This window comes from Pseudomonas sp. LBUM1668, from assembly GCF_059695715.1.
In genome coordinates this window covers 2,518,004-2,542,784 of record NZ_CP166787.1, presented here as the reverse complement: position 1 = coordinate 2,542,784, position 24,781 = coordinate 2,518,004, and the positions used below count along the sequence as shown (strand labels likewise).

Sequence of the window (24,781 nt, the reverse complement as noted above, 5' to 3'; positions counted from 1 at the left end):
TTTCAGAGTTCCTTCTGACGCAAAAAGTTCGACCCGACTTGACGCACCTGCGGTTGCTGTACCGCGACAGCACCGCCTGACTGGATGGGCCTGCGAAACGGGCTTAAGCCTGCGACGGACCTTTGAGTTCGACCTGATTGCCATCCGGGTCGAAACAGTACAGCGACAAGCCGTTGCCCTCGGCACCGAAGCGGGTGGCGGCTTTTTCCACGCTAAGGCCGTGCGCCCGCAAATGCTCGATCAGCGCCGCTTCATCGAATGGCTCGATGCGCAGGCAGAAGTGATCGACGTTGCGCCCCTCCGCACCCGCCGCCCCACCACCCTGGCGGCCGATGTCGCCCGCAAGGTCAACGAGATCGATCATCGACGTCCCGGCGCGCAAGTGCACCAGCCCCAGCGGTTCATTGCGCTTGACCACTTCAGCACCGAACAACTGGCCGTAGAAATCGATGCTGCGTTGCAAGTCGGCGACGCGCAGGACGATGTGATCAATGTGCTGAATTACAAACGGATGCATGGGCAGACCTCAACAAACTGTAGGAGCTGCCGCAGGCTGCGATCTTTTGATCTTGTTTTTTCACGATCAACATCAAAAGATCGCAGCCTGCGGCAGCTCCTACAATAGTTCAGCGTCAGCCGGAATTCATTGTCGATTTTTCGGTGGAGCCATCGAGAATCTGGTTTTACTCTCACCCCATGAACATACAAACCGCTGCCCTGCCGCCCCACGCCGAGATGGTTCGCGCCATGCTCGAACGCGACACTGCCTATGAAGGCGTGTTCTTCACGGCCGTGAAAACCACCGGCATCTTCTGCCGCCCCAGTTGCACGGCGCGCAAACCGAAACCGGAGAACGTCGAGTTCTTCGCCCATGCCGACGAATGCATGAGCGCCGGTTACCGCGCCTGTCTGCGCTGCAAACCGCTGGACGCTGCGGCCATCGCGCCGGACTGGGTACAGCGTTTGCTCGCGGCCGTCGACGCGGACCCCGAGCTGCGCTGGAGCGATGCGCAATTGCTCGCCGAAGGCATCGAACCGCTGAAGCTGCGGCGCTGGTTCAAGCAGCATTTCGGCATGACGTTCCATGCCTGGCTGCGCACCCGGCGCCTGGGCATGGCACTGGGTGGGATCAAGCAAGGCACTTCGATCGACCACGCGGCGTTCGATTCCGGGTATGAATCGCTCAGCGGGTTTCGCGATGCCTTTCAGAAGTCATTCCACATCACCCCGGGCCGCACCGCCCAAAGTGAACCGCTTTTGTTTACCCGACTGACCACGCCGCTGGGGCCGATGATTGCCATGGCTGAACAACGCGGACTGGTGTTGCTGGAGTTTCTCGACCGGCCGGCATTGACCCGGGAAGTCGAGGAACTGCAAAACCGCTATGGCTACGTGGTCGCACCGGGGCATAACGCGCATTTGCAGCAGATCGAACGTGAACTGGCGCAGTATTTCGCCGGCCGCTTGACCGCGTTTACCGTCGCCTTGCACTTGCCCGGCAGTGAGTTCGCCCGGCAAGTCTGGTCGGCCCTGCAGCAAATCCCTTACGGTCACACCAGCACCTACGGCGCCGTTGCCGCAGGCTTGGGCAAACCCGGCGCCAGTCGCGCGGTGGGCCTGGCCAACGGTCAAAATCGCCTCTCGATTGTGGTGCCTTGTCATCGGGTGATCGGCGCGGACGGCTCGCTCACCGGCTATGGTGGAGGTCAGCCGCGCAAGGCGTTCCTGTTGAGGCTGGAAAACGCCGCCGTACAGCTCACGCAACAACTGGCTTTCTGACGACTTGAATCAACCCACAAAAAGGAATTTCGATGGACGCGCTCGACACTCGGTTTCACCAGTTGCACCAACAGGACTTGCTGATCCTGACCAACGTCGCCGACGCCACCGGTGCACGACTGGTCGAACAGCTGGGCGGCAACGCCGTCGCCACCAGCAGCGCTGCAGTCGCTTGGGCGCATGGTTATCCGGACGGCAACGCCCTGCCTCTCGAACGGCTGATTTCGACCGTGGAATCGATCGTCCGGGTGATCAACGTACCGTTGACCGTAGACGTCGAGGCGGGTTATTCCGATGACCTCGGGCGCGTTGCCGAAGTACTCGATGCAGTGATCGCGGCCGGCGCTGTCGGGATCAACATCGAAGACGGCTCGGCTGATCCAGACCTGTTGGCGCGCAAGATCGAACTGGCCCGAACGGTCGCCAACAAACGCGATGTAAAGTTGTTCATCAACGCGCGCACCGACGTCTACCTGCGCGCTCTGGTGCCGGCCGAAGATCGCGTCGCCGAAACGCTGCGCCGTGCCGCGCTGTATCAAGCGGCTGGCACCGATGGTTTGTTCGCCGCCGGCGTCACGGCAGCCTACGAGATCGAAGCGATCTGCAAGGGCACTTCATTGCCAGTGAATGTGCTGGGGTTCGCCGGTCTGCCCTCGCCGTCCGAGCTGCAAGCGCTGGGCGTGCGCCGATTGAGCGCGGGCTCCGGCATCGCTGAATTCCTGTACGGCGCAATGGGTGGGCTGATGAAGAGTTTCCTCACCAGCGGCAAACTCGATACCCACGACCTGAAGGGGTTCACCTACGGCGAAGTCAACGGTTTGCTGAAATAACATGACCGATGTTTATCAGGCGGCCAGCTCATTTCTGGCCGCGCTCGATGCCGACTGGCAACGACACATCGCCGCTGTCGGCCCTTGCCTGCATCAACCGCATCCGGCGCGCGATCCGTACGAATCGCTGGTGCGGGCGATTGCCTATCAGCAACTGCATGCCAAGGCTGGAGATGCGATTGTCGCTCGGTTGGTCGGGTTGTTTCCCGGGCAATCGTTTCCGCAACCGGAGCAAATCCTCGCAACCGGATTTGATCACCTGCGCAGCTGTGGGTTTTCGGCGGGCAAGATTGCGACGATTCAGGGGATCGCCCAAGCGACGCTGGATGGCGTGGTGCCGGATTACGTCACGGCGTTGGCGATGGATGATGAAGCGCTGATCGAGCGACTGGTCAGCCTGCGCGGGGTCGGGCGCTGGACGGTGGAGATGCTGTTGATTTACAGCCTTGAGCGGATGGATATCCTGCCGGCGGATGATTTTGGCGTGCGCGAGGGGTATAGGCGGTTGAAGGGGTTAGAGGTGCAGCCGACCCGTAAGCAGATGGTTGAGATTGGTTTGGGCTGGAGTCCGTATCGGACGGTGGCGGCCTGGTATTTGTGGCGGGTGGCCAAGCCGTAGACCGCATCATCGTTCATCGCTGGCAAGCAAGCTCCCACAGGTTTTGTGTCGGATGGAAAACTTGTGTTCGCCGCCAGACACTGTGGGAGCTGGCTTGCCAGCGATGGCGTCTATACGTTCCGCACATGTTCCACTACCAGACACTACCCCAATGTAGGAGCTGCCGAAGGCTGCGATCTTTTGATTTTGTCTTTAAAAAAACCAAATCAAAAGATCGCAGCCTTCGGCAGCTCCTACAGGGGAATTCGGTGGACTGTATCGCAGTGTGTACCGCCAGGCGGCAGACACATCCAATGCACAAATCCGCACAGTGGCGACACACCACCAACACACCCCAGCGCTCAAATCACCCGGTCGATCCCACTCATCCGATCCACCGGAGATTCCCCATGACCACCACCCTCTCAAGCGCCGTCAAAGGCCTGCACCTGAACCTTGACCGCGCCGGTGCCTGGCTGGCGCCGCTGACCCTGCGCGTGTTTATCGCCTGGGAATTTTTCGAGTCGGGGCTCGAAAAGTTCAACGGGCAGAACTGGTTCGAAGACATTCAGGACAAATTCCCATTCCCATTCGATCACCTGCCGGCGACGCTGAACTGGGAACTGTCGATGTGGGCCGAGCTGATCTGCGCCTTGGCGATTCTTATCGGTTTCGGCACGCGAATCTCGGCCATTTCGCTGATCGTGGTGACCGTCGTCGCTACTGCCGCCGTGCACTGGCCCGCCGACTGGTCGTCGTTGAGCGAACTGGCGCAGGGTTACGCGATCACCAACAAAGGCTTCGGCAACTTCAAGCTGCCGGCGATTTACCTGGCAGCTTTGGTGCCCCTGGTATTCGCCGGCGCCGGCAAGTTGAGCATCGATGCGTGGCTGGCGCGGGTGTTTTGGAGTCGCCGCGACCGCTGAACCTTAATGCGCGCGATCCAGGCCCACCAGCAAGGCACTGTCACGGCTGTAGATGTCTGGCGAATAACGCACGTGACCGGCGCTGTCGACCTGCGCCGTCCAGTAGGTCATCAGGATCGGCACCGGCGCCGACAAGCGAAACTCATGGGTGGCGCCGGTGGCGAGCAAGGTGTCGGTACGCGCCTTTTCCGCCGGGCTGAGCAGCAGATCGCGCAATTGCATCGGATGCTCGACCCTTACGCAGCCTGAGCTGAACGCCCGTGGGCCTTTTTCGAACAACGCCTTGCTCGGCGTGTCATGCAGATACACCGAGAACGGATTGGGGAAGCGAATGACCATCTGCCCCAACGGGTTACGTGGCCCCGCGTCCTGGCGCAAAAGGATGTTGCCGGGGTGGTCCCAGTCGATGTCTGCGGCTGCCAAAGGCTGACCGTTGGCATCCAGCACTTGCAGATTATGCCGACTGAGGAAGGTCTGGTCCTTGCGGATTTCCGGCAGTTTGTCTTCCTTCCAGATGGTTGGCGGCACGGTCCAGGTCGGGTTCAGCGTCAGCCGCGTGACGCGGGATTTGAGCAGCGGCGTCTGACGCTCGGCACGGCCGACTTGGGTGCGCGTCTGCCAGACCGGTTCGCCGCCCTGATACAAAGTCAGTTCCGCCGCTGCGACGTTAACCAGCAAACCATCGGGCTCCATGTCCTGGGCCAGCCAACGGAACCGTTCGAGGTTGACCCGCAGCTGTTCGCGGCGGGCCATCGGGCTGATGTTGAGTTCGGCAATCGTCCCCGGCCCGACCACACCGTCAGCCTGCAACGAATGATTGGCCTGGAAGCTTTTCACCGCGTCCACCAACGCGCCTTCGTAAAGAATGTCGGTGGTGCCGACCGCGTGGCTCAGATAGCCTTCGCTGTATAAGCGCTGGGCCAGTTCCGGCACGCGTTTGTCTTCCATGGACGGGCGCAACAGCGGCCCGCTGCCCACCGACTGCCATTTCGGCAAGGCTGTGAGCCGTTGTGCGGCGTAGAGCTGGCGCAGTTTCTGATATTGCGCCAGACGCGGACGGGCCAGGTCGAACGCAGCAGGAATGTCATGCATACCCGGCACGGCAATCGCCAGCAGTTCGGCCTGACGGTCACGCTGGGAATCATCGGCATGCCACAACGGCTCGAAGTGCGATTGCAGCAGACGGCCATAGTGCAGATCCTGCAGGGCTTGCAGGTAATAGCGGCTGATATCGATATCGGCGCACAACTCGCCATCCTGCGGCGCGGTGATCGCGACCGGATAGCGTTGCGGACTGAGGCCATCGTCGGCCAACAAAGGCAATTGCGCCTGCAAGGCCTGCAATCGCCCGGATTCGCTGGCCCACACCGGCATCCAGTCCTGCTGCTGATAGAAGGCTTGCAACTGTTGCAACGACGGGCCGCTGAGCTGTTTTGCGAGCGCCGGGCAGGTCTGTGGCAGACCGATCAATACGGCATGCAATGGACTTTGCAACTCGACCGGCATTTCGGCAGGAGGCGTCGGCAGCGTCTGCAACGGCGGCAGTGATTCATCGGCACAAGCGACAAACGGCGCTGCGAGCAAACAAATGCTCAAGTAGCATGCGTACTTTTTGAACAACTGCTTTACTCCAATCCATGGCCACCTTGATGATGGCCAACCTTACATCAGGTGCGCTGAACAGTCAGGCTCGAACTTCGGGCTTGCAGGTTACGACTGGACGTCAGGAGCCAAAGTGCCAAATAAGTAGCAAGTTGAGGACACTTTATAAATGTTGACGTATTTGCGCCGACTTCTGCTGACCACCGCGACCCTTGTCGCCGTGACCAGTCCAGCTTTTGCCGCCGGCAAACCATCGCCGGTTCTCTTCACCAGCCTCGCGCACGCCGCGCCAGAACTCAATCCCCAAGCGCTGAAAGGTGCCTTGAGCGCCATGCAATGTGCGGTCAATAACGGTGCGAAGCCGTCCCGCCACCTGGCAATCATCGACTATTCGCAGCCGTCCACCGAACGCCGACTGTGGATCTTTGACCTCAACCGGAAAAAACTGGTGCTGCGTGATCTGGTCGCCCACGGCTCCAACTCCGGGGAAAACTTCGCCACGCAGTTTTCCAATGTCGAAGGCAGCTATCAGTCCAGCCTCGGCTTGTTCCGCACCCAGGAAAGCTACAGCGGCACTCATGGTTACTCGCTGCGCATGGATGGTCTGGAGCCCGGCTTCAATGATCTGGCGCGTGATCGCGCTATCGTCATTCACGCCGCCGATTACGTGAATCCGTTGTGGAGCAAGCGTCAGGGCCGCATCGGTCGCAGCCAGGGCTGCCCGGCCGTCCGCCCGCAGATTGCGAAACAGGTGATCGACAAACTGAAAAACGGCCAGTTCATGTTCTCGTGGTACCCGGATCAGCGCTGGCTGAGGAAGTCGCCGTATCTCAACTGCCAGCCGCAGCAAGTGGCGAGCATCATCAGTACCCACGCCAGCTAAGAGAAACACCACAAAACCCTTGAGGGGTGGTGTGCCCCCCGCACTGCGAAAACCACCTGTGGGAGCTGGCTTGCCAGCGATGGCGGTGGGTCAGTCAACATCAATGTCGACTGTGCCGACCCCATCGCTGGCAAGCCAGCTCCCACAGGGATTAGTGGTGTCCACAATTTTTCGGCCCATGCAGATTTCCTGTGGGAGCCAGCCTGCTGGCGATAGCGGCAGGTCATTCACCGGATGCTTTGGCTGTACCCACACCATCGCCAGCAGGCTCACTCCTGCCGTTAATCTGCATTCGGCTGATGATCATGGCCATGACCATCAACGCCGTGCCAACGCCGAAGGTGATGTGCATGCCACTGCCGATGACGGCGGCGGGCGCCTGGGTCGGGTTGCCGGTGGCCACGGCAAACACCGCGCCCATCGCCGCCGCGCCGGTGATCAATCCCAGATTGCGGGCCAGCCCGAGCAGCGCCGATACCACGCCGCGCTGGTCCTGACTGACCGCCGCCATCAGCCCGGTATTGTTGGCCGCCTGGAACAGCGCATAACTGCCGGCGATCACCGTCATCGGCAACACGTAGGCAGGCAATCCGAAACTCATCGGCAGCAGCGCCAATAACCCGCAACCGCAAACCATCCCGAGCAAGGCGCCCGGCACCACCCGCTGTGCGCCGAAACGATCGACCAGCCGTCCGGCCGGCACGCCACCGAGCGCAGCCAGCAACGGCCCAACCGACAACACCAGCCCGACTACGGTGTGGCTGAGATCCAAACCGCGACTAAGGTAAAACGGCCCGACCACCAGCGTGGTCATCATCACGGTCGTCACCAGCAACGTCAGCGCCAGACTGCCGCTCAGGCGCAGATCGGCGAACAATGACAGGCGAATCAGCGGCGCCCTGGCTTTCATCTCGACCGCGATGAACAATCCCGCACCGCACAGGCTGATCAACAGCAACGCCAGCGTGAAACCCTCAAGCGTCATCGCTAGCGCATAGGTTGCCAGCGTCAACACCAGCACCCCGCTGCCGAGGTAATCAAACGCAACTCGCGGCCCTGCGGCCCGATCTGCGGGCAGATAGCGGTACACCAGCCACGCGTTGAGCAATCCCAATGGCACGTTGAGTAAAAATATCGATTGCCAGCCAACATGCGCCATTAACAACCCACCCAGCGACGGACCAAGCGTGGTGCCGGTGGCCGACATCGTCGCCAGCAACCCCATCGCACTGCCCGCCCGCGTTTTGGGCACCGCATCGGCGACCAGTGCGACTGTCAACGCAAACATGATCGCTGCGCCAACGCCTTGCACCGCCCGCGCGCCGATCAGCCAGCCAAGCCCCGGGGCCAGCGCGCAAAACAATGAAGCACTGGTGAAAATGCCTATCCCGATCAACAGCAAGCGCCGCCGACCAAAGCCATCGCCCAGACGTCCGACGCTGACAATCAACGTGGTGATTGCCAGCAGGTACGCCAGGACAATCCACTGCACCTGTTGGAACGTCGCATCAAACGCCGCCGCCAGTGTCGGCAACCCGGCATTGGCGATGCTGGTGTCCAGCGACGGCATCAACATCGACAGCGCCAGACTGGTCAGCGCCCAGCGGGCTTGGGTATTGAGGGGTTGTCTGGGCATGGTGTGCTCACTGTACAAAGGACCTGCGCCATAGCCTGAGCCTGGACAATACAAGGCGCAAGACGCATGCTTTGCACTCAATACCTGCATGGAACGCCATGTCATGACCACGCCGGATCTGAACCTGTTGATCACCCTCGACGTGCTGCTGCGTGAAGGCAGCGTCGCCCGCGCCGCCAAATGCCTGCGGTTGAGCCCTTCGGCCATGAGTCGTGCCCTGGCCCGTCTGCGCGAAACCACCGGAGATCCTTTGCTGGTGCGCGCCGGTCGAGGCCTGGTGCCAACGCCGCGCGCGCTGGCATTGCGCGAACGGGTCAGTCACCTGGTGCAGGAAGCCGAGGCGGTTTTGCGCCCCGCGCAAGTGCTTGATCCCGCCCGGCTACAACGCACATTCACCTTGCGCAATACCGACGGGTTTGTTGAAACCTTCGCTGCCGCCCTGCTCGCCCGCATTGCCGCCGAGGCGCCCAACGTGCGTCTGCGTTTTGTGCAAAAAGCCGACAAGGACAGCACGCTGCTGCGCGAAGGCCGGGTGGATCTGGAGACCGGTGTGGTCGACGACAGCACCGACCCGACGCTGCACAGCCGCATCCTGTTTCACGATCACTGGATCGGTGTTGTACGTGAGGGCCATCCCTTGAGCGCAGGCAAAGTCAGCGCCAAACGCTTTGCCTCAGGCCAGCATATTCTGGTGTCGCGGCGCGGGCGCAGCAGCGGCCCGGTAGACGAAGCGCTACTCGAGTGCGGACTGACACGGGACATCGTCACGTCGTTCGGCGGGTTTTCGGCGGCACTGACGCTGGTGCGTGAATCAGACCTGATTGCCACCGTCCCGGAGCGTCACACCAGCAAACTGCGCACGGGCCTGCACAGTTTCGACCTGCCGTTGAAGATGCCGCAGATCAGCGTGTCGATGCTCTGGCACCCGCGCATGGATGCGGACCCTGCGCATCGCTGGCTGCGCGATTGCGTGCGGGAAGTCTGCGCCTAGCGCGCATCGCCGCCGGCGGGTTTATAGAAGAGGAATTTTTTCGTCTCGGCGGTTTTCCGGTATTCCCTGGCCCAACTCGGGTGGACGTTGCGGTCGTGGAAATACAGCGCGCCGTTGGTGCGATCCTTGAGCTGACGGTTCAGCGCCTTGCCGGCAACTTCCTTGGCGAGCGCGTACTCGGCGTCTTCCTGGACCTGATCCGGGCGCCCGTCACACCACCAGGAAAACTGGCAGCTTCTGGTTTCCGAACCTTGCTTGACCACGGCGCACACCGTGTCTGGAAAACCGTCATGGCCGAGGCGATTCATCACCACATTGGCCACGGCCTCCATTTCCGGCGTGTCCTTGCCTTTGGCTTCCCAGTAGATGCTGCGCGCCAGACAGGTGATCGGATCATCCAGCGGCGCGGCGCCAACAGGGTCTACCGCTTGCACTTCCTTCGGGGTGATCGCCTCGGATTTCGGCGCCGGTGCCGCGCTGACTTTATCGGCGGCTTTTTCTTCCAGCACCTGGGCTTTCTCTTCAGCCTTGGCTTTGATCGGTGCTTGATCGGTGGCCCAGGCAGCGCTGGCCAACAGAGTGAATGCGAAACAGCCAGCCAACCATTTCAATCCCATGTGAATTCTTCCGGCAGGGCCCGATGCGGGCAAGGTGTTACGTCGGGGAGACGCCCGGATCCCGGGGTCTTGGCTGAGTGTAGACGGCGAAATCGCGCACAGCGTTCCGTAGAAAAAACCGTCGACTGAAGAAAAAGACATTGCGCCCACCGGGGGCGTTTCGCGCATCATGTGCGCATTCAGCTCAAGGGAGAATTCCATGCGCTTCATGCCGTCCGTTTTGCGATTTGCCGCGCTGTCCGCAGGCCTGATGTTTGCCGCCTCGGCCTTGGCCACCGACGAGTTGCAACTGATCGAGTCGATCAACAGCTATCGCAGCCAGCCGCAACGTTGTGGCACGCAGGCGTCCAGTGAGTTGCCGCCCCTGTCGGCTGATCCACGCCTGAGGTTGCCGGCCAGCGGCGCCGTCAATCTGCAGCAAGCCATGGCCAGCGCCAGTTACCCGATGGTCAACGTACAGGCGATCACCCTTAACGGCCCGCGCGATGCAGCGTCGGCGATGAAGGCGATTCAAGAGAGTTTCTGTCAGGTGGTGCTGGATCCGCAGTTTGTCGATGTCGGCGTCAGCCGCGCCGATCGCGACTGGCGCATCGTGCTGGCGCGGCCGCTGCTGTCAGCCAAACTTGGCGACGCGCAGAGTGAAGGGCAAAAATTGCTCGAACAACTCAACACCGCGCGCAGCCAGCCCCGCCAGTGTGGCGGCCAGGCCTTTGCCGCCGCCGCACCGCTTGCGTGGAATGCGACCTTGGGCACTGTCGCTCAGGATCACAGCCGCGACATGGCCAACAAAAACTACCTCGACCACAAAGACCGCGACGGCCGCACCCCCGGCGATCGCGCTGAGCTGTCGGGCTACAGCGGTCAACTGGTTGGCGAAAACATCGCCGCCGGCCAAGACACCGCGGGCAAAGTCATCGACGGCTGGCTCGCCAGCCCCGGCCACTGCGCCAACCTGATGAACCCGCAATACAAGGAACTGGGCGCCGCTTATGCGACCGATCCGAAAAGCGATGCGGGGATTTACTGGACCGCGATGTTTGGTGCGCAATAACCCTCAGGCTCACGCCTGCAATGCTCGGTGATGTGGACTGATTCTGTGCACACCACAAAACCTGTGGGAGCTGGCTTGCCAGCGATGGCGGTGGGTCAGTCAACATTAATGTCGATTGTGCTGGCCTCATCGCTGGCAAGCCAGCTCCCACAGGGTGTCGCGGTGTTCATGGATTTTCGACCAACACAGCTTTTCCTGTGGGAGCTAGCCTGCTGGCGATGGCGGTGGGTCAGTCAACATCAATGTCGACTGTGCTGCCTTAATCGCTGGCAAGCCAGCTCCCACAGGGTGTTGCGGTGTTCATGGATTTTCGACCAACACAGCTTTTCCTGTGGGAGCTAGCCTGCTGGCGATGGCGGTGGGTCAGTCAACATCAATATCGACTGTGCTGGCTTAATCGCTGGCAAGCCAGCTCCCACAGGGTGTTGCGGTGTTCATGGATTTTCGACCAACACAGCTTTCCTGTGGGAGCTAGCCTGCTGGCGATGGCGATGGCGGTGGGTCAGTCAACATCAATGTCGACTGTGCTGGCCTCATCGCTGGCAAGCCAGCTCCCACAGGGTGTCGCGGTGTTCATGGATTTTCGACCAACACAGCTTTTCCTGTGGGAGCTAGCCTGCTGGCGATGGCGGTGGGTCAGTCAACATCAATGTCGACTGTGCTGGCTTAATCGCTGGCAAGCCAGCTCCCACAGGGTGTTGCGGTGTTCATGGATTTTTCGACCAACACAGCTTTCCTGTGGGAGCTAGCCTGCTGGCGATGGCGGTGGGTCAGTCAACATTAATATCGACTGTGCTGGCTTAATCGCTGGCAAGCCAGCTCCCACATGGGTCGGTGGTGTAGGACAGCCTTCTGGCGATGTCGGTCATCGACGCTATCAATCAGCCGTTAACTTTCACTGATTGGACGCCTGTGGCAGTTACGCCTACCCTGCCCGTCCAAACCCGTTCATCAGCGGTTTCAATACTGCGAGGCAGTCATGACAGAGCGCGTCCTGATCGATGCTCACAACCGCCGGGTCGACTATCTGCGCATGTCGGTGACCGACCGTTGCGACTTCCGCTGTGTCTATTGCATGGCTGAAGACATGCAGTTTCTGCCACGCCAGCAAGTGCTGACGCTGGAAGAAATTTTCCAACTGGCGCAGAGCTTCGTGGCGTTGGGCACGCGCAAGATTCGCCTCACCGGCGGCGAGCCGCTGATCCGTCGCGGCGTGGTGCAGTTGTGTGAGCAGATCGCCGCGCTGCCCGGCCTGCGGGAACTGTGCCTGACCACCAACGGCTCGCAACTGGGCAAACTCGCCGCGCCGCTGTTCGACGCCGGGGTCAAGCGCCTGAACATCAGCCTCGATAGCCTCGATCCCGAGCGTTTCAAACAGATGACCCGCACCGGCGATCTGGCACAAGTGATCGACGGCATCGATGCCGCGCGCCAGGCCGGTTTCACTCGTACCAAGCTCAACTGCGTGGTGATGCAGGGCCGCAACGATCACGAGATCAATGATCTGGTGAGTTTTGCCATCGACCGTCAGCTCGATATTTCTTTCATCGAGGAAATGCCGCTGGGGATCATCAGCGACCACAGCCGTGCCGAGTCGTTTTTTTCCAGCGTGCAGGTGCGTGAAAAAATCGCCGAGCGCTACACCCTGATCGACTCGACGGAATCGACTCAAGGGCCGTCGCGCTATTGGCGTCTGGCCGAGGCTCCGCAGATTCGCCTGGGGTTTATCTCGCCGCACAGCCACAACTTCTGCGGCACCTGCAATCGGGTGCGGCTCACCGTCGAAGGTCGCCTGCTACTGTGTCTGGGTAACGAACATTCGGTGGATTTGAAAGCGGTGCTGCGCGCTCATCCAGGGCATCCGCAACGTCTGGAGAACGCCATCATCGAGGCGATGAAAATCAAACCGTATCGGCATAATTTCGAAATCAACGACGAGATCCAGGTCGTACGCTTCATGAACATGACCGGCGGCTGATCCGCCGCTTTCCTGGGGGCACACTGCTCAGTCCCCGAAACAGTCGTTTACACGCCCGCAGATTCCCCCTTACTATCCGGGCACACCGGTTGAGGGGTCAGTCCCGCCGCCGACGTTTTCCGCCAACGGAAACATGCGTTATGAGCACGTCACTACAACAATCAGAATCGTTGAACGTCTCTACTCTGCGCGCCCTCTCTCACAGGGGCGGCGTATGAATCGTATCGTCAATCTCCCAATGGCCCTGCGCCGTTCCAAGCTGCGTCACTCCGCACGCCCGCCGGATATCGCCCGCTGATTCCCGTCAGTCAATAAAGAACCATTGTGGCGAGGGAGCTTGCTCCCGCTGGACTGCGTATCAGTCCCGCCTTTTTGGGCCCGCTTCGCGAGCCATCGGGGATAAATCCCCTCGCCACAGTTTCAGTGACACGTCTGACTGACGGATTACTTTTCGATATTCCTTGCCAGGACGCCCTTAGCCGCGTCCGGCCTGAATCTGCGCGCCTGTGCGGCGCCAACGTGAGTGTTTGCCATGAAATTCGCAGCCATTGAAGACGCACGTCTGTTCCTTGAACAAAACCCCGACATCGACATGATCGAGCTGTTCATCCTCGACGCCAACGGCGTGCCGCGCGGCAAGCTGTTGCACCGCGAAGAACTGCTCGCCGTGTATGAAAGCGGTCGCCCGCTGCCCAGCACCATCCTCGGTCTGACCGTGCAAGGTGAGGACGTCGAGAACTCCGGCCTGGTCTGGGATGTCGGCGATATCGACTGCCGCGCCTATCCGCTGGAAGGCAGTCTGGTGCGCCTGCCGTGGCGCAAGATTCCGACTGCTGCGGTGCAGGTCAGCATGCACCCGACCGAGGGCATGCCCGCCAGCATTGCCGACCCGCGACACCTGCTGATCAAGGTCATCGACGGCCTCAAGGCCGAGGGCTACAACCCGGTGATGGCCTGCGAGCTGGAGTTTTATCTGCTCGATGCCAAACGCGATCACAACGGGCGACCGCAACCGGCGCTGGATGCTGACGGCGGTCGACCGCGACATACCCAGGTCTACGGATTGCGCGAGCTGGAACAGATCGAACCGTTCCTCGCCGACCTCTACAGCGCCTGTAAACTGCACGGCATTCCGGCGCGTACGGCAATCTCGGAATACGCACCGGGTCAGGTGGAAATCACCCTCGAACACGGCGATGCGCTGGAGGCGATGGACCAGGCGGTGCGCTACAAGCGACTGGTCAAAGCCGTGGCGCACAAGCACGGCATGCAGGCGACGTTCATGGCCAAGCCGTTCGATGATCTGGCCGGCACCGGCATGCACATGCATGTCAGCCTCGCCGATGACGAGGGGCGCAACTTGTTCGCCTCCGAAGACCCGGCCGGCACACCGCTGCTGCGCACGGCAATTGGCGGCATGCTCGCCTCGTTGCTCGATTCGCTGCTGCTGTTTTGCCCGAACGCCAACTCCTACCGGCGTTTTCAGGCCAACAGCTACGCGCCACTGGCGCCGACCTGGGGCGTCGACAACCGCACCGTCAGCCTGCGTGTACCCGGCGGCCCGGCCAACACCCGGCACATCGAACACCGCATCTGCGGCGCCGATGCCAACCCGTATCTGGCGGCGGCGGCGATTCTTGCCGGCATTCATCGTGGCATTCGCGAGAACCTTGATCCGGGCGCGCCGGTTGAGGGCAACGGCTATGCACAAGCCAAGGAATTGCTGCCGACCGATTGGTTGACGTCGTTGCAGGCACTGGAAAATTCGGTGTGGGCGCGCGATGCGCTGGGGCAGGAATTTCTCGGGGTGTATCTGGCGGTGAAGCGTGCCGAGTATCGGCAGTTCATGGCTGAAGTGGGTGAGCAGGATTGGCGGTGGTATCTGACCGAGGCCTGATTACACCACTGCAACCTGTGGGAGCTGGCTTGCCAGCGATGGGGTCGGCACCTTCAGCATCTCTGGTGACTGACACTCCGCTATCGCTGGCAAGCCAGCTCCCACAGGGGACTGCATCCTGTCTCCCGAATTTGTGTGGAAATTAAAATGACCAATCGCTGCAATTCCTACTACACCGCCACCCTCAACCACGAGACCGACTACTCGACCCTGCAGGGCCGGCACAAGGTTGATGTGGTGATCATCGGCGGTGGTTTCACCGGCGTCGCCACCGCAGTCGAACTCGCCGAAAAAGGTTTGAAGGTCGCCATCGTCGAAAGTAACAAAATCGGCTGGGGCGCCACCGGGCGCAATGGCGGGCAGGTCACCGGCAGCCTCTCCGGCGACGGCGCGATGCGCAAACAGATGCGCCCGACACTCGGTGACGAGGTGGACGATTTCATCTGGCACCTGCGCTGGCGCGGACATGAAATCATCAAACATCGCGTGGAAAAATACGCCATCCAGTGCGACCTCAAACACGGCCACCTGCACGCCGCGTACAAGCCAAGCCACATGACCGATCTGCGCAAGGACTACGAAGAAGCCGTGCGTCGCGGTCTGGGTGACGAGGTCAGCCTGCTCGACCGCAGCCAGGTGCGCGATCTGCTGCAAAGCGACCTCTACCACGGCGCGATCAAGAACACCCGCAACATGCACCTGCACCCGCTCAACCTGTGCATCGGAGAAGCGCGGGCGGCGGAAAGTCTCGGTGCGCTGATCTTCGAAAACAGCGAAGTGCTGGAGATCATTCACGGTGACACACCAGGCGTGAGAACTGCCCATGGCCAGATCGACGCCAACCAGGTGATGCTGGCCGGCGACGTCTATCACAAGCTCGAACCCGGCCAGCTCAAAGGCAAGATTTTCCCGGCCATGGGCGGCATTGTCACCACCGCACCACTGGGCGATCTGGCCAGGCAAATCAACCCCGAAGACCTCGCGGTGTACGACTGCCGCTTTGTCCTCGACTACTACCGTCTCACCGCCGACGGTCGTCTGCTGTTTGGCGGCGGCGCCAACTACAGCGGCAAGGACTCACGCGACATCGCTGCCGAACTGCGCCCGTGCATCGAGCAGACTTTCCCGGCGCTCAAAGGCGTGCAGATCGATTATCAGTGGAGTTGCGCGATGGGCATCGTCATCAACCGCATCCCGCAACTGGGGAAACTCTCGGACAACGTCTGGTACTGCCAGGGTTACTCGGGGCATGGCATCGCCACGACGCACATCATGGGCGAAATCATGAGCCGGGCGATTACCGGGCAGATGGAGCAGTACGATACGTTTGCGGCATGTCAGCACATTCGCGTGCCGATGGGGGATTTGCTCGGCAATCCGTTGCTGGCGGCGGGGATGTGGTATTACCAGATGCTTGAAAAATTGCGTTGACTGCACTGCCACCCGCCCGCCGCGTGCGCATTCCTGATCGGCCACGGTCACTGTAGGAGCTGCCGCAGGCTGCGATCTTTTGATCTTGTTTTTTACAATCAAAGTCAAAAGATCGCAGCGTGCCGCAGCTCCTACAGGGTTGAGCGCTGATTACAAAATTCAGTCAGGCAACTGCTCCACCTCAATCCCCAACCGCCGATAATCCTCAACACTGCCCGATGCCAGATGCTGCTCGGTAATCAGCGTATGCACGCGATTGCACGGCGTCACCACAAACGGCTCGACCGCCCCTAGCTTGTCCGCCGTGGTCACAGCAATCACCTGCGCAGCGCTCTCGAACAATGCCTGCTTCACCGGCACCTCATCGAAATACAGCGAGCTCAACCCGACTTCCGGATGAATCGCGCAGACCCCGGTAAACAGCACGTCAGCCTTGATACTTTGCAGCAGCCGTACGGTTTCGTGGCCGCTGACTGACATCGTCGCCAGATTGAGTTGCCCGCCCGCAAGAATCACCTTGATGCCTTGGTATTCGGCGAGTGTGATCGCGGTCATTGGCGACGTGGTAACAGCGGTGATCCGGATGTCCGCAGGCAATGAGCGCGCGATCTGCAACGTGGTGGTGCCGGAATCGAACAGCACGATCTGGCCGTCCTTGACCCGTCCGGCAGCGAGCTGCGCCAGGCGGGTCTTCACTTCATCGGTTTCGCTGATGCGGGTGAAGTAATCCTTGCCGGTGTCTTTGGGCCGCGGCAACGCCCCGCCGTGTACGCGCTGCACGAGCCCGGCGTTATCGAGTTCGGCGAGATCGCGGCGGATCGTATCTTCGGACACCGCAAAATGCTGGCTCAGCTCGGAGGCCATAACCTTGCCGTCGCGTTCCAGGATCAAAAGGATTTTCTGTCGGCGCAGGGACGGTAGCTCGGTGACGGAATGGTCGTGCATGATTCTGCCTGTTTGTGCTTGTAATTGCAGGTTTCGCGCAGATTAGCGAAAGCGTCGGGCAAACACAAACAGGCAGCTATCGATTGCTTCGATCATTGGAATCGACAAGCCGAATTTTTCCTTTGCATTCAACCTGTTCAGAATGACGCCACTCTAAACAGGCCAGGATGGACCCCGCATGAATCTCAATTTCGCCTTCGCTTGCATGATCGTTGTGTCGTTCGCGGTTGCCCTCGGCCATGCCTGACGGTCACACCGTCGCGGCCAAATGTTCGCGAAACCATTTGTGCGCCGGATCGCGATGCAGCCGTTCGCCCCAGAACATCGCCATCTCGTAGCCCGGCACTTCCAGCGGCGCGTCGACCACTTGCAGTGCCGGGTTGCCGCGCACCAAGCGTGACGGCAGCATCGCCACCAGATCGGTGCTCGCCAGTGCCGACATCACCATCAGAAAGTGCGGCACCGACAACACCACTTTACGCTGCAACCCGACATCGGCCAGCGCCTTGTCAGTCCCCCCGAAAAAGCCCCCGCCTTCGCGCGAAACCATCACGTGTTCCAGCGCACAGAACTCATCGCGGCTCGGTTTACGCTTCAGCTTCGGATGCCCGATTCGACCGGCCAACACGTAGTGCTCGGTGAACAGTACACGTTGATGCAACTCCAGCGGCGCTTCTTCAGTGATGTGCAGCGCCAGATCAAACACCCCTTGCTCGGCTTGCTTGACCAATTGCGGCGGCGTCAGGTCGATCACCGCCAAACGCGTGCCCGGCGCCTTTGCCCGTAACCCGCTCAGGGCCGGCAGGACGATGGTCGATTCGCCGTAGTCCGTCGCGGCGATTCGCCAGGTGTGCGCCGCCTGCGCCGGGTCGAACGCACTGGCCGGCGCCACCGCGCGTTCCAGTGCCTCTAGCGCCTCGCGCAACGGCTCACGCAATTCATCGGCACGCGCCGTCGGGCGCATGCCTCGGGGGCCGGGCAGCAACAGCGGATCGGCGAAGATGTCGCGCAACTTGGCCAGGTGAACACTCACCGACGGCTGCGACAGGTTCAACCGTTGCGCGGCGCGGGTGACGTTGTGCTCTGCCAGCAACACGTCCAGGGTCAATAGCAGATTGATATCCAGTCGCCGTAAATTATTCATCTCTATACCAGATATGCCAGACATTCATTTCCAATATACCTGTTGAACGCCGATCCTGCCCTCACTCAGCAACGGAGCTTCAACATGAAAGTACTACTGGTTTACGCCCACCCCGAACCCACCTCGCTCAATGGCTCACTCAGGGACTTCACCGTCCAGCGCCTGCAAGCTGCGGGGCATACCGTGCAGGTTTCCGACCTGTATGCGATGAACTGGAAAACCACACTCGACGCCGACGATGCCCCCGCCCGCGACGACAGCCAGCCGTTTCATCCATCGCTGGACTCCAAACTCGCCTACGCCCAAGGCACCCAAGCCGCCGACATCACCGCCGAACAGGAGAAACTGCTGTGGGCCGACGCGCTGATTCTGCAATTCCCGCTGTGGTGGTTCTCGATGCCGGCGATCCTCAAGGGCTGGGTCGAACGTGTCTACGCCTACGGGTTTGCCTACGGCGTCGGCGAACACTCCGACAGCCGTTGGGGCGAGCGTTATGGCGAAGGGAAAATGAGCGGCAAACGGGCGATGTTGATGGTTACGACCGGAGGCTGGGAGTCGCACTACAACCCACGAGGGATCAACGGGCCGATTGATGACCTGCTGTTTCCGATCCAGCACGGGGTACTCCACTACCCCGGTTTTGACGTGCTACCGCCCTTCCTGGTTTATCGCACCAGCCGCATGGATGAAACGCGGTATGCGCAGACAACTGATGAACTGGGACGGCGACTGGATGAGTTGTGGAGCACGCGGCCGATTGCGTTTCGACAGCAGAATGCGGGGGATTACGAGATTCCGGCGTTGACGTTGAAAGACGATGTTGCACCGGATCTGGTCGGGTTTGCTGCACATATCAAGTAGAGCGTTATGCAAACCCGTGGCGAGGGGACTTATCCCCTCGCCACAATAAATTCCAATTCAAAATCAAGGCGAAACCACTTTGGCGGTACGCACAAACAGCGCATGAGCCTTGTCCCAGAAATTCCCCCCCAGCACGAAGAAACTGCCAACAAACATCAAATCCCCAAGCAACTGCATCTGCCACAGATTGGGCCGCAACCCTGGCCAGAAGTTATCGAAATACGGTTCCAGAAAGGACGACAGCAACGGCAGGCAAAACATCACCACGCCAATGCGATGGCGCGTCGGCCCGACCTCGTCCACCGGGGCTGGAATGATCCCCGAGACGTAACGCCCGATCGTGCGCTTTAGCTCGGCAAATCCGGCCTTGCCCATCACCGCGATCACCACCAGCAACAACACCTTGTTGCTGATAAACAGCACGCCGGTCAGCGCTGCGACTTTCGAGCCGGGCACATCAAGTGCAGCCGCCAGCGGCACCATCAGCCACGAACCGAGCATCAGGCAAATGATCCCCACGCCAACCTTGAAGCGCCAGGTTGCGGGAGCCGGCGGGGTCAGCGGATCTTGGGCAGTGTCCATGGTTTCTTACCTGTCTGGGTGGAGTTCCGTTGCCTGCAAAGCGTAGCAGCAGATTCGCCCGAGCAACCTGTAATCCTCGGTCTATGCTCCAGTGATATTTGCGGCCTGGGAAACGCGTAATGCCTGCAACAACAACCCTGTTCACGCGGCCCGGTCACCTGCTATTACTTGGCGCCTTGAGCTTAAGCGGCTGCGTGCGCCTGGGGCCGGATTTTCAGCCGCCAGGCGAAGCGTGGAGCAAACAATGGAACAGCACGGCTCTGGAGCAGGCCAGTGAGCGCGCCGCGCAACCGGATCTGCGCCAGTGGTGGCAGGTCTTCGCCGACCCGGTGCTGGATCGCCTGATCAGCGAAGCCGATGCGCGCAACAGCAGCCTGAAAATCGCGGGCCTGCGCGTGCTCGAAGCCCGCGCACAACTGGGCATCGCCGAAAGCGGTCGCTACCCGCAATTGCAACAGGTCGGCGTCGACAGCCTGTATGTCGACCGTCAGCAGTCCGGCGGCAACAATCCGCAGGATCTGCACTTCTGGCAGCACAGCGCCGCATTTGATGTTGGCTGGGAACTGGATTTCTGGGGCCGCTTCAGTCGCGCCATCGAGTCTTCCGATGCGCAATATTTTGCCGCGCAAGCCAACTATGAAGACGCCCTTGTATTGCTGCGCGCACAAGTTGCCGACACCTATTTCTCCCTGCGCACCACCGAAGCGCGGCTGCGCGTCGCCCGGGAAAATGCTGTGCAGCAAAAGCGCAATTTCGAGATCACCGAACAACTCTTCAACAGCGGCCAGAGCGCCGAACTCGATCTGCAACAGGCGAAAACCCAATACCTCGGCACGCTGAGCAGCATCCCGGCGTTCGAAGATCAACTGCTGCGCACCCGCAATGCGCTGGCGGTGCTGGTTGGCCAGCCGCCCGGTGGCGCGGCATTGCTGGCCGAACAAACGGCATTGATTCCACTGGTTGATCGCGCGGTGCTGCAAGACGTCCCGGCCAACCTGCTGCTACGCCGTCCCGATGTGCGCGCGGCGGAGCTGAACGTCGCTGCGCAATCGGCGCTGGTCGGTGTCGCTGAAACCGATCTGTATCCATCGCTGACGTTGCTCGGCAGCATCGTCTGGTCTACCGACTCCCTCAGCGCCACACCGCGCAGCCTCGACCTGATCGGTGGGCCGAGCCTGCGCTGGAACATCTTCGATTACGGGCGCATCCGCAACAACATACGGGTGCAGGACGCGCGCTTGCAGCAACTGATCGAAGCCTATCGCGACAAGGTCCGCCAAGCCGCACGCGAGGCCGACGACGCCGCCAGTGGCTTGAGCAAAGCGCTGGAACGCGAGCGGATTCTGCGTGAGGCCGAAGGCGCCGCGCGGCGTTCACTGGTGCTGGCCAACACGCAATACCGCGAAGGCTATTCGGACTTCCAGCGCGTGCTCGACGCGCAACGCGCGCTGCTGGAATTGCAGGACAACTATCTAGTCAGTCGCAGCAACGCCGTGAGCAACCTGATCGCCCTCTACAAATCCCTGGGTGGCGGTTGGCAAAGCACTTCGCCGCAGATCGATGAACCGACCCGCGAACAGATGCAACAACGCACAAATTGGGGCGACTTGCTCACCGCGCCGCCCGCCCAACCGCTGTATCCACTCCCGTCGCAGGACAGCCGCCATGACTGACGCCGCACCTCCCGCCCCGGCTCCGACTCCCGCGCCGGCCCCGACCGATCCGGCCAAAAAAGGCATCCGCTGGGTGCTGCTGTTGATTGTGCTGAGCCTGGCCTGGTATCTGCTCGCCGACCGCTACACGCCTTATACCCAGCAGGCGCGGGTCGGCGCATTCGTGATTCCGGTGGCGGCGGAAGTCGCCGGTCGGGTGATCCGGGTCAACGTGCGCAACAATCAGGACGTCAAGGCTGGCGACGTGCTCTTTGAACTCGACCCGCAGCCGCTGCAAATCGCCGTGGATCGGGCGAAAGCCGATCTGGAGTCGACCCGCCGTCAGGTCGGCGCCAGCACCGCCGGCATCGCTTCGGCGCAAGCCTCGCTACGCGCCGCGCAAGCCAACGAGCTCAAGACGCGGCAAGACAATCAACGCCTGGAAGGTTTATACAAAGAGGATCCGGGCACCATCTCCGTGCGCTTGCTTGAAGTATCGCGAGCCAACCGCGAACAAGCGGTCGCCCAAGTCGCCGCCGCCCGCGCCGAAGTGCAGCGCGCGCAGGAGCAGGAAGGTGGCAACACCGACACCAACGCGCAGCTGCGCAGCGCTGCCTCGGCATTGGCAAAAGCCGAACTGGATCTGGCCAACACTCGCATCGGCGCACGTTCGGCCGGGTTGATCACCGACCTGCGCACCGACGTCGGCCAGTTCACCGCTGCCGGCAGCCCGGTGATGACCCTGATCGCCATTCATGATGTGTGGATCAGCGCCGACCTCACCGAAAACAACCTCGGCCGCGTGCAGCCCGGAACGCCGGTGGCCATCGTCCTCGACGCGCTGCCCGGCGAAGTCCTCGATGGCCGAGTGCGCAGCGTCGGTTATGGCGTCAGCGTCGGCCAGACGCCCGCGCCCGGCACCTTGCCAAGCATCCAGAACAGCCGTGACTGGCTGCGTCCGGCGCAGCGTTTTCCGGTGATTATCGAGCTCACTGAGGAGGCGAAAAAACGCCTGGTCGACAGCCGCGCGATCCGAGCCGGTGGTCAGGCTGAAGTCATGGCCTTCCCCACCGAAGGCAACCCGCTCAATCCGCTGGGGCGGCTGTTTGTCGGGCTGATGAGCTGGCTGTCGTATGCCTACTGAGCGCAGCGTCCCGGCGCAACGGGCGTTGCGCCTGGCGTTCGGCACCGCGCTGTGCACCGCCGTCAGTTATGCGCTGGCGCTGCCGCTGGCGTTTATCTCGCCAGTATTGGCGGTGCTGCTGCTGGCCAGTCTGCCCCGACCATTGCCGCTCAAAGGTGCGCTGGTGCTGGCGTTGGTCGCGGCGCTCACCACCAGCATCGGCCTGCTGCTGATGCCGCTGCTGCGTTACTACCCGGTGAGTGGCGTGTTATTGATCGGCCTCGGTTTGTTTCTAGTGTTCCGCTTTGGTTTGCGCGGCGGCAACCCGCTGATCGTGACCTTTCTGGTGATCGGCATCACCATGATCTCCGCCGCCGGGTTCGCTGAATTCGATCTGGCGATAGCGGTGATTGGTGCGTTGGTCAAAGGCCTGTTGCTGGCAGTCGCGGTGGTCGGCGTCAGCCACGCATTATTCCCGGAACCGGCAAACAGCCCCGTCCCGCCCAAGCCGCCCGCCATGCCCGCCGACGAGGTACCGCGCGTGGCCCTGCGCGCCACGCTGATCGTGCTGCCAACCTTTTTGCTGGCCCTGAGCGACCCGGCCAGCTATATGCCGATCATCCTCAAAGCCGTCAGCCTCGGCCAACAAAGCTCCACGACAAACACTCATCACGCGGGGCGTGAACTGGTCGGTTCGACCCTGCTCGCCGGCGTTTTGGCGGTGCTGGTGTGGTGCGGATTAAGCCTTTTCGTGCACTTGTGGATGTTCTTCCTGTGGATGTTGCTGATCGGGCTATGGCTGGCGCGCAAACTCTATCGCCTCAGCCCGACGCAATTCAGCCCGGGGTTCTGGCTCAACACCCTGATAACGATGATCATCCTGCTCGGCCAATCGGTGCAGGACAGCGCGGCAGGCAAAGACGTCTACACAGCGTTTGCCGTGCGCATGGGCCTGTTTATCCTGGTAACGCTTTACGGCGTTTTGATGATGCACCTACTCCAAGGGCACAGAACCCGCCGTCAAGGCGTGACCTGATAGCCGCGTCCTTGCAAACACCCGGTGTAGGCACTGGAACTGGCCGCGGCATCGGTTTTGCTCTGCGCGCGACGCTCTTGCCGCTGTCGAGAGCCACCGACTACCGCACCGGCCGCAGCGGTTTGCTGGGCACGGTTCTGTCGGTAATCCTGCTTGCGATCATCGTCGACGCGGTCGTAAACCTCATCGTGTTGACGACCGCGGACTTCAGAACCTGCGGCTCCAGCGGCGGCACCGACAGCGGCCCCCTTCAGACGCCCACCCGCCTGGGGTGTTGAAGTCGTTGAAGTCGATGCGATGGAGTGGCAGTCGTTGATGTCGATCTGGGTTTGCTGGGAGGTCTGACCTTTGAGCGGGACGATGGATTCGGCGCTGACGTGAGTGGCGTACAGGGCAGCGATCATCAGCGCGATGGACGTTAGGCGATTCATGATTACCTCCGGCGGGGCCTGGGGTTGGCGGTGATGCGGGGTAATGAGGGAGTGTAGTTCATGGTGCCGAGGAAGAATTCTTGAGGGGCGACGAATCTGACTGACACCCCTCACAGTGATGGATACCATCAAGACACCTTCATTTTCCCAGTTCACGGATCTCGATGCGTCGTTTACTCAGCCGAATCACCGCACTCATCAAGCCTGAAGCCAGGCCAATTTTTGCCGGATACAACCTAAAAGCCCTTCAGTCGTACTTTGTGACACCGTTATCGTCCATCAAGCTGCCAAACCTGTCTGGGACCACATCGCTGGAGCAATCCGGAGTATCTGCCTACCACATCTCACTTTTGACTGAAATCAAAGACGCCAGTAGTTTCCAACGATTGGTCGACTCGTCCTTCCGAAAGGTCAAGGAAAGCGCATTCAACGGTCTAACGAAGTTTGAATATGAAGAGCCCCTGAGCAACGAGCGTCTGATATTTTTCACCTCAAACCAAGAGTTCAACGCCGTTTCTATTCAGCTGGTAACAAACAGCGTCAGGTTTCTTGACTTGTTGAGCCGCGAAAAAATCGCTGTCCCCCCACCGTTGGTTGCCTTCGAGAGTTATAACCCTTCGTGGTGGGGAGGGAATATGCAAGGTGCCCAAGGTTTCTACAACGAGCGCTATTTCCTGCCGTTTTTTACTTGTATGAGCGACGCTGAAAAACAGCGCTATTACGCAAGATTCAATGCCAGCGCCGAGTGGATAGAACAACTGGAGTTGATCTACAGCGATGATTGATTC

23 protein-coding genes are annotated in these 24,781 nt (G+C 60.8%); 15 read left to right on the top strand and 8 right to left on the bottom strand.

What is annotated here, in order from left to right; genetic code table 11:
- Window positions 1-103 precede the first annotated feature (103 nt).
- The gene (locus ACA061_RS11475; protein ID WP_497301600.1) at window positions 104-517 is read right to left on the bottom strand and encodes a VOC family protein; all 414 of its coding nucleotides are present in this window, start codon (window positions 515-517) and stop codon (window positions 104-106) included.
- 179 nt (window positions 518-696) lie between these two features.
- Between ACA061_RS11475 and ACA061_RS11470 the strand changes: the two genes are divergently transcribed.
- The 4 genes from ACA061_RS11470 to ACA061_RS11455 all read left to right on the top strand — a co-directional run bounded on the left by ACA061_RS11470 (window position 697) and on the right by ACA061_RS11455 (window position 4,133).
- Complete coding sequence (locus ACA061_RS11470; RefSeq protein ID WP_210701949.1) at window positions 697-1,779, top strand: bifunctional transcriptional activator/DNA repair enzyme AdaA; 1,083 nt, start codon at window positions 697-699, stop codon at window positions 1,777-1,779.
- Between the two features lie 32 nt (window positions 1,780-1,811).
- A complete protein-coding gene (locus ACA061_RS11465) occupies window positions 1,812-2,609 on the top strand; it encodes an isocitrate lyase/PEP mutase family protein (RefSeq protein WP_150605151.1) in 798 nt (265 codons plus the stop codon).
- 1 nt (window position 2,610) lies between these two features.
- A complete protein-coding gene (locus ACA061_RS11460; protein WP_497301599.1) occupies window positions 2,611-3,228 on the top strand; it encodes a DNA-3-methyladenine glycosylase family protein in 618 nt (205 codons plus the stop codon).
- Between the two features lie 389 nt (window positions 3,229-3,617).
- Window positions 3,618-4,133, top strand: a complete 516-nt coding sequence (locus ACA061_RS11455; RefSeq protein WP_497301598.1) for an HvfX family Cu-binding RiPP maturation protein — start codon at window positions 3,618-3,620, stop codon at window positions 4,131-4,133.
- A 3-nt stretch (window positions 4,134-4,136) separates the two neighbouring features.
- Here the strand turns inward: ACA061_RS11455 and ACA061_RS11450 are convergent, their stop codons facing one another.
- Window positions 4,137-5,753: a L,D-transpeptidase family protein gene (locus tag ACA061_RS11450; protein WP_150605154.1), complete on the bottom strand. Its 1,617-nt coding sequence runs from the start codon at window positions 5,751-5,753 to the stop codon at window positions 4,137-4,139.
- Between the two features lie 151 nt (window positions 5,754-5,904).
- On the opposite strand from ACA061_RS11450, the gene ACA061_RS11445 reads away from it, so the two are divergent.
- Complete coding sequence (locus ACA061_RS11445; protein ID WP_150618168.1) at window positions 5,905-6,618, top strand: murein L,D-transpeptidase catalytic domain family protein; 714 nt, start codon at window positions 5,905-5,907, stop codon at window positions 6,616-6,618.
- Between the two features lie 223 nt (window positions 6,619-6,841).
- On the opposite strand, the gene ACA061_RS11440 is transcribed toward ACA061_RS11445, so the two are convergent.
- Window positions 6,842-8,254 (bottom strand): MFS transporter, encoded by a 1,413-nt coding sequence (locus ACA061_RS11440; protein WP_497301596.1) that lies wholly within the window; start codon window positions 8,252-8,254, stop codon window positions 6,842-6,844.
- Between the two features lie 103 nt (window positions 8,255-8,357).
- Between ACA061_RS11440 and ACA061_RS11435 the strand changes: the two genes are divergently transcribed.
- On the top strand, window positions 8,358-9,245 hold the full coding sequence (locus ACA061_RS11435) for a LysR family transcriptional regulator (protein WP_210701943.1): 888 nt from the start codon (window positions 8,358-8,360) through the stop codon (window positions 9,243-9,245).
- Here the strand turns inward: ACA061_RS11435 and ACA061_RS11430 are convergent.
- Window positions 9,242-9,862: a cell wall hydrolase gene (locus ACA061_RS11430; RefSeq protein WP_497301594.1), complete on the bottom strand. Its 621-nt coding sequence runs from the start codon at window positions 9,860-9,862 to the stop codon at window positions 9,242-9,244. The two genes, ACA061_RS11435 and ACA061_RS11430, sit on opposite strands and share 4 nt — an antisense overlap.
- A 199-nt stretch (window positions 9,863-10,061) precedes the next feature.
- On the opposite strand from ACA061_RS11430, the gene ACA061_RS11425 reads away from it, so the two are divergent.
- The 4 genes from ACA061_RS11425 (at window position 10,062) to ACA061_RS11410 (ending at window position 16,219) form a co-directional block, all read left to right on the top strand.
- On the top strand, window positions 10,062-10,913 hold the full coding sequence (locus ACA061_RS11425) for a CAP domain-containing protein (RefSeq protein WP_150605160.1): 852 nt from the start codon (window positions 10,062-10,064) through the stop codon (window positions 10,911-10,913).
- A gap of 979 nt (window positions 10,914-11,892) precedes the next feature.
- Window positions 11,893-12,891, top strand: coding sequence for a GTP 3',8-cyclase MoaA (gene moaA / locus ACA061_RS11420; RefSeq protein WP_497301592.1), 999 nt, complete (start codon window positions 11,893-11,895; stop codon window positions 12,889-12,891).
- Between the two features lie 532 nt (window positions 12,892-13,423).
- On the top strand, window positions 13,424-14,788 hold the full coding sequence (locus ACA061_RS11415) for a glutamine synthetase family protein (RefSeq protein ID WP_150618163.1): 1,365 nt from the start codon (window positions 13,424-13,426) through the stop codon (window positions 14,786-14,788).
- 147 nt (window positions 14,789-14,935) lie between these two features.
- The gene (locus tag ACA061_RS11410; RefSeq protein ID WP_210701939.1) at window positions 14,936-16,219 is read left to right on the top strand and encodes an NAD(P)/FAD-dependent oxidoreductase; all 1,284 of its coding nucleotides are present in this window, start codon (window positions 14,936-14,938) and stop codon (window positions 16,217-16,219) included.
- Between the two features lie 159 nt (window positions 16,220-16,378).
- On the opposite strand, the gene ACA061_RS11405 is transcribed toward ACA061_RS11410, so the two are convergent.
- Entirely contained in the window at window positions 16,379-17,164 is a 786-nt protein-coding gene (locus ACA061_RS11405) for a DeoR/GlpR family DNA-binding transcription regulator (protein WP_042558769.1), read from the bottom strand.
- 250 nt (window positions 17,165-17,414) lie between these two features.
- Window positions 17,415-18,308 carry a LysR family transcriptional regulator gene (locus ACA061_RS11400; protein WP_497301591.1) on the bottom strand — a complete coding sequence of 298 codons (894 nt, stop codon included), beginning with the start codon at window positions 18,306-18,308 and terminating at the stop codon, window positions 17,415-17,417.
- An 84-nt stretch (window positions 18,309-18,392) separates the two neighbouring features.
- Here ACA061_RS11400 and ACA061_RS11395 point away from each other — a divergent pair, with 84 nt between their 5' ends.
- Window positions 18,393-19,169, top strand: coding sequence for an NAD(P)H-dependent oxidoreductase (locus ACA061_RS11395; protein WP_497301588.1), 777 nt, complete (start codon window positions 18,393-18,395; stop codon window positions 19,167-19,169).
- 63 nt (window positions 19,170-19,232) lie between these two features.
- Here the strand turns inward: ACA061_RS11395 and ACA061_RS11390 are convergent, their stop codons facing one another.
- Window positions 19,233-19,751, bottom strand: a complete 519-nt coding sequence (locus ACA061_RS11390; RefSeq protein ID WP_150605166.1) for a transporter suffix domain-containing protein — start codon at window positions 19,749-19,751, stop codon at window positions 19,233-19,235.
- Window positions 19,752-19,870: 119 nt separating this feature from the next.
- Here ACA061_RS11390 and ACA061_RS11385 point away from each other — a divergent pair, with 119 nt between their 5' ends.
- Genes ACA061_RS11385 through ACA061_RS11375 form a run of 3 tightly spaced genes read left to right on the top strand, consistent with a single transcriptional unit; the run spans window position 19,871 to window position 23,562 of the window.
- A complete protein-coding gene (locus ACA061_RS11385; protein WP_497301587.1) occupies window positions 19,871-21,424 on the top strand; it encodes a TolC family protein in 1,554 nt (517 codons plus the stop codon).
- A complete protein-coding gene (locus ACA061_RS11380) occupies window positions 21,417-22,547 on the top strand; it encodes an HlyD family secretion protein (protein WP_497301586.1) in 1,131 nt (376 codons plus the stop codon). The genes ACA061_RS11385 and ACA061_RS11380 overlap by 8 nt, the downstream gene beginning before the upstream one ends.
- Window positions 22,537-23,562, top strand: coding sequence for a DUF2955 domain-containing protein (locus ACA061_RS11375; RefSeq protein ID WP_497301585.1), 1,026 nt, complete (start codon window positions 22,537-22,539; stop codon window positions 23,560-23,562). Before ACA061_RS11380 ends, ACA061_RS11375 begins: the two co-directional genes overlap by 11 nt.
- Here the strand turns inward: ACA061_RS11375 and ACA061_RS11370 are convergent.
- Window positions 23,547-23,993: a YMGG-like glycine zipper-containing protein gene (locus ACA061_RS11370; protein WP_210555148.1), complete on the bottom strand. Its 447-nt coding sequence runs from the start codon at window positions 23,991-23,993 to the stop codon at window positions 23,547-23,549. The two genes, ACA061_RS11375 and ACA061_RS11370, sit on opposite strands and share 16 nt — an antisense overlap.
- A 164-nt stretch (window positions 23,994-24,157) precedes the next feature.
- Here ACA061_RS11370 and ACA061_RS11365 point away from each other — a divergent pair, with 164 nt between their 5' ends.
- Entirely contained in the window at window positions 24,158-24,778 is a 621-nt protein-coding gene (locus ACA061_RS11365; protein WP_497301584.1) for a hypothetical protein, read from the top strand.
- The last annotated feature ends 3 nt before the right edge of the window (window positions 24,779-24,781 follow it).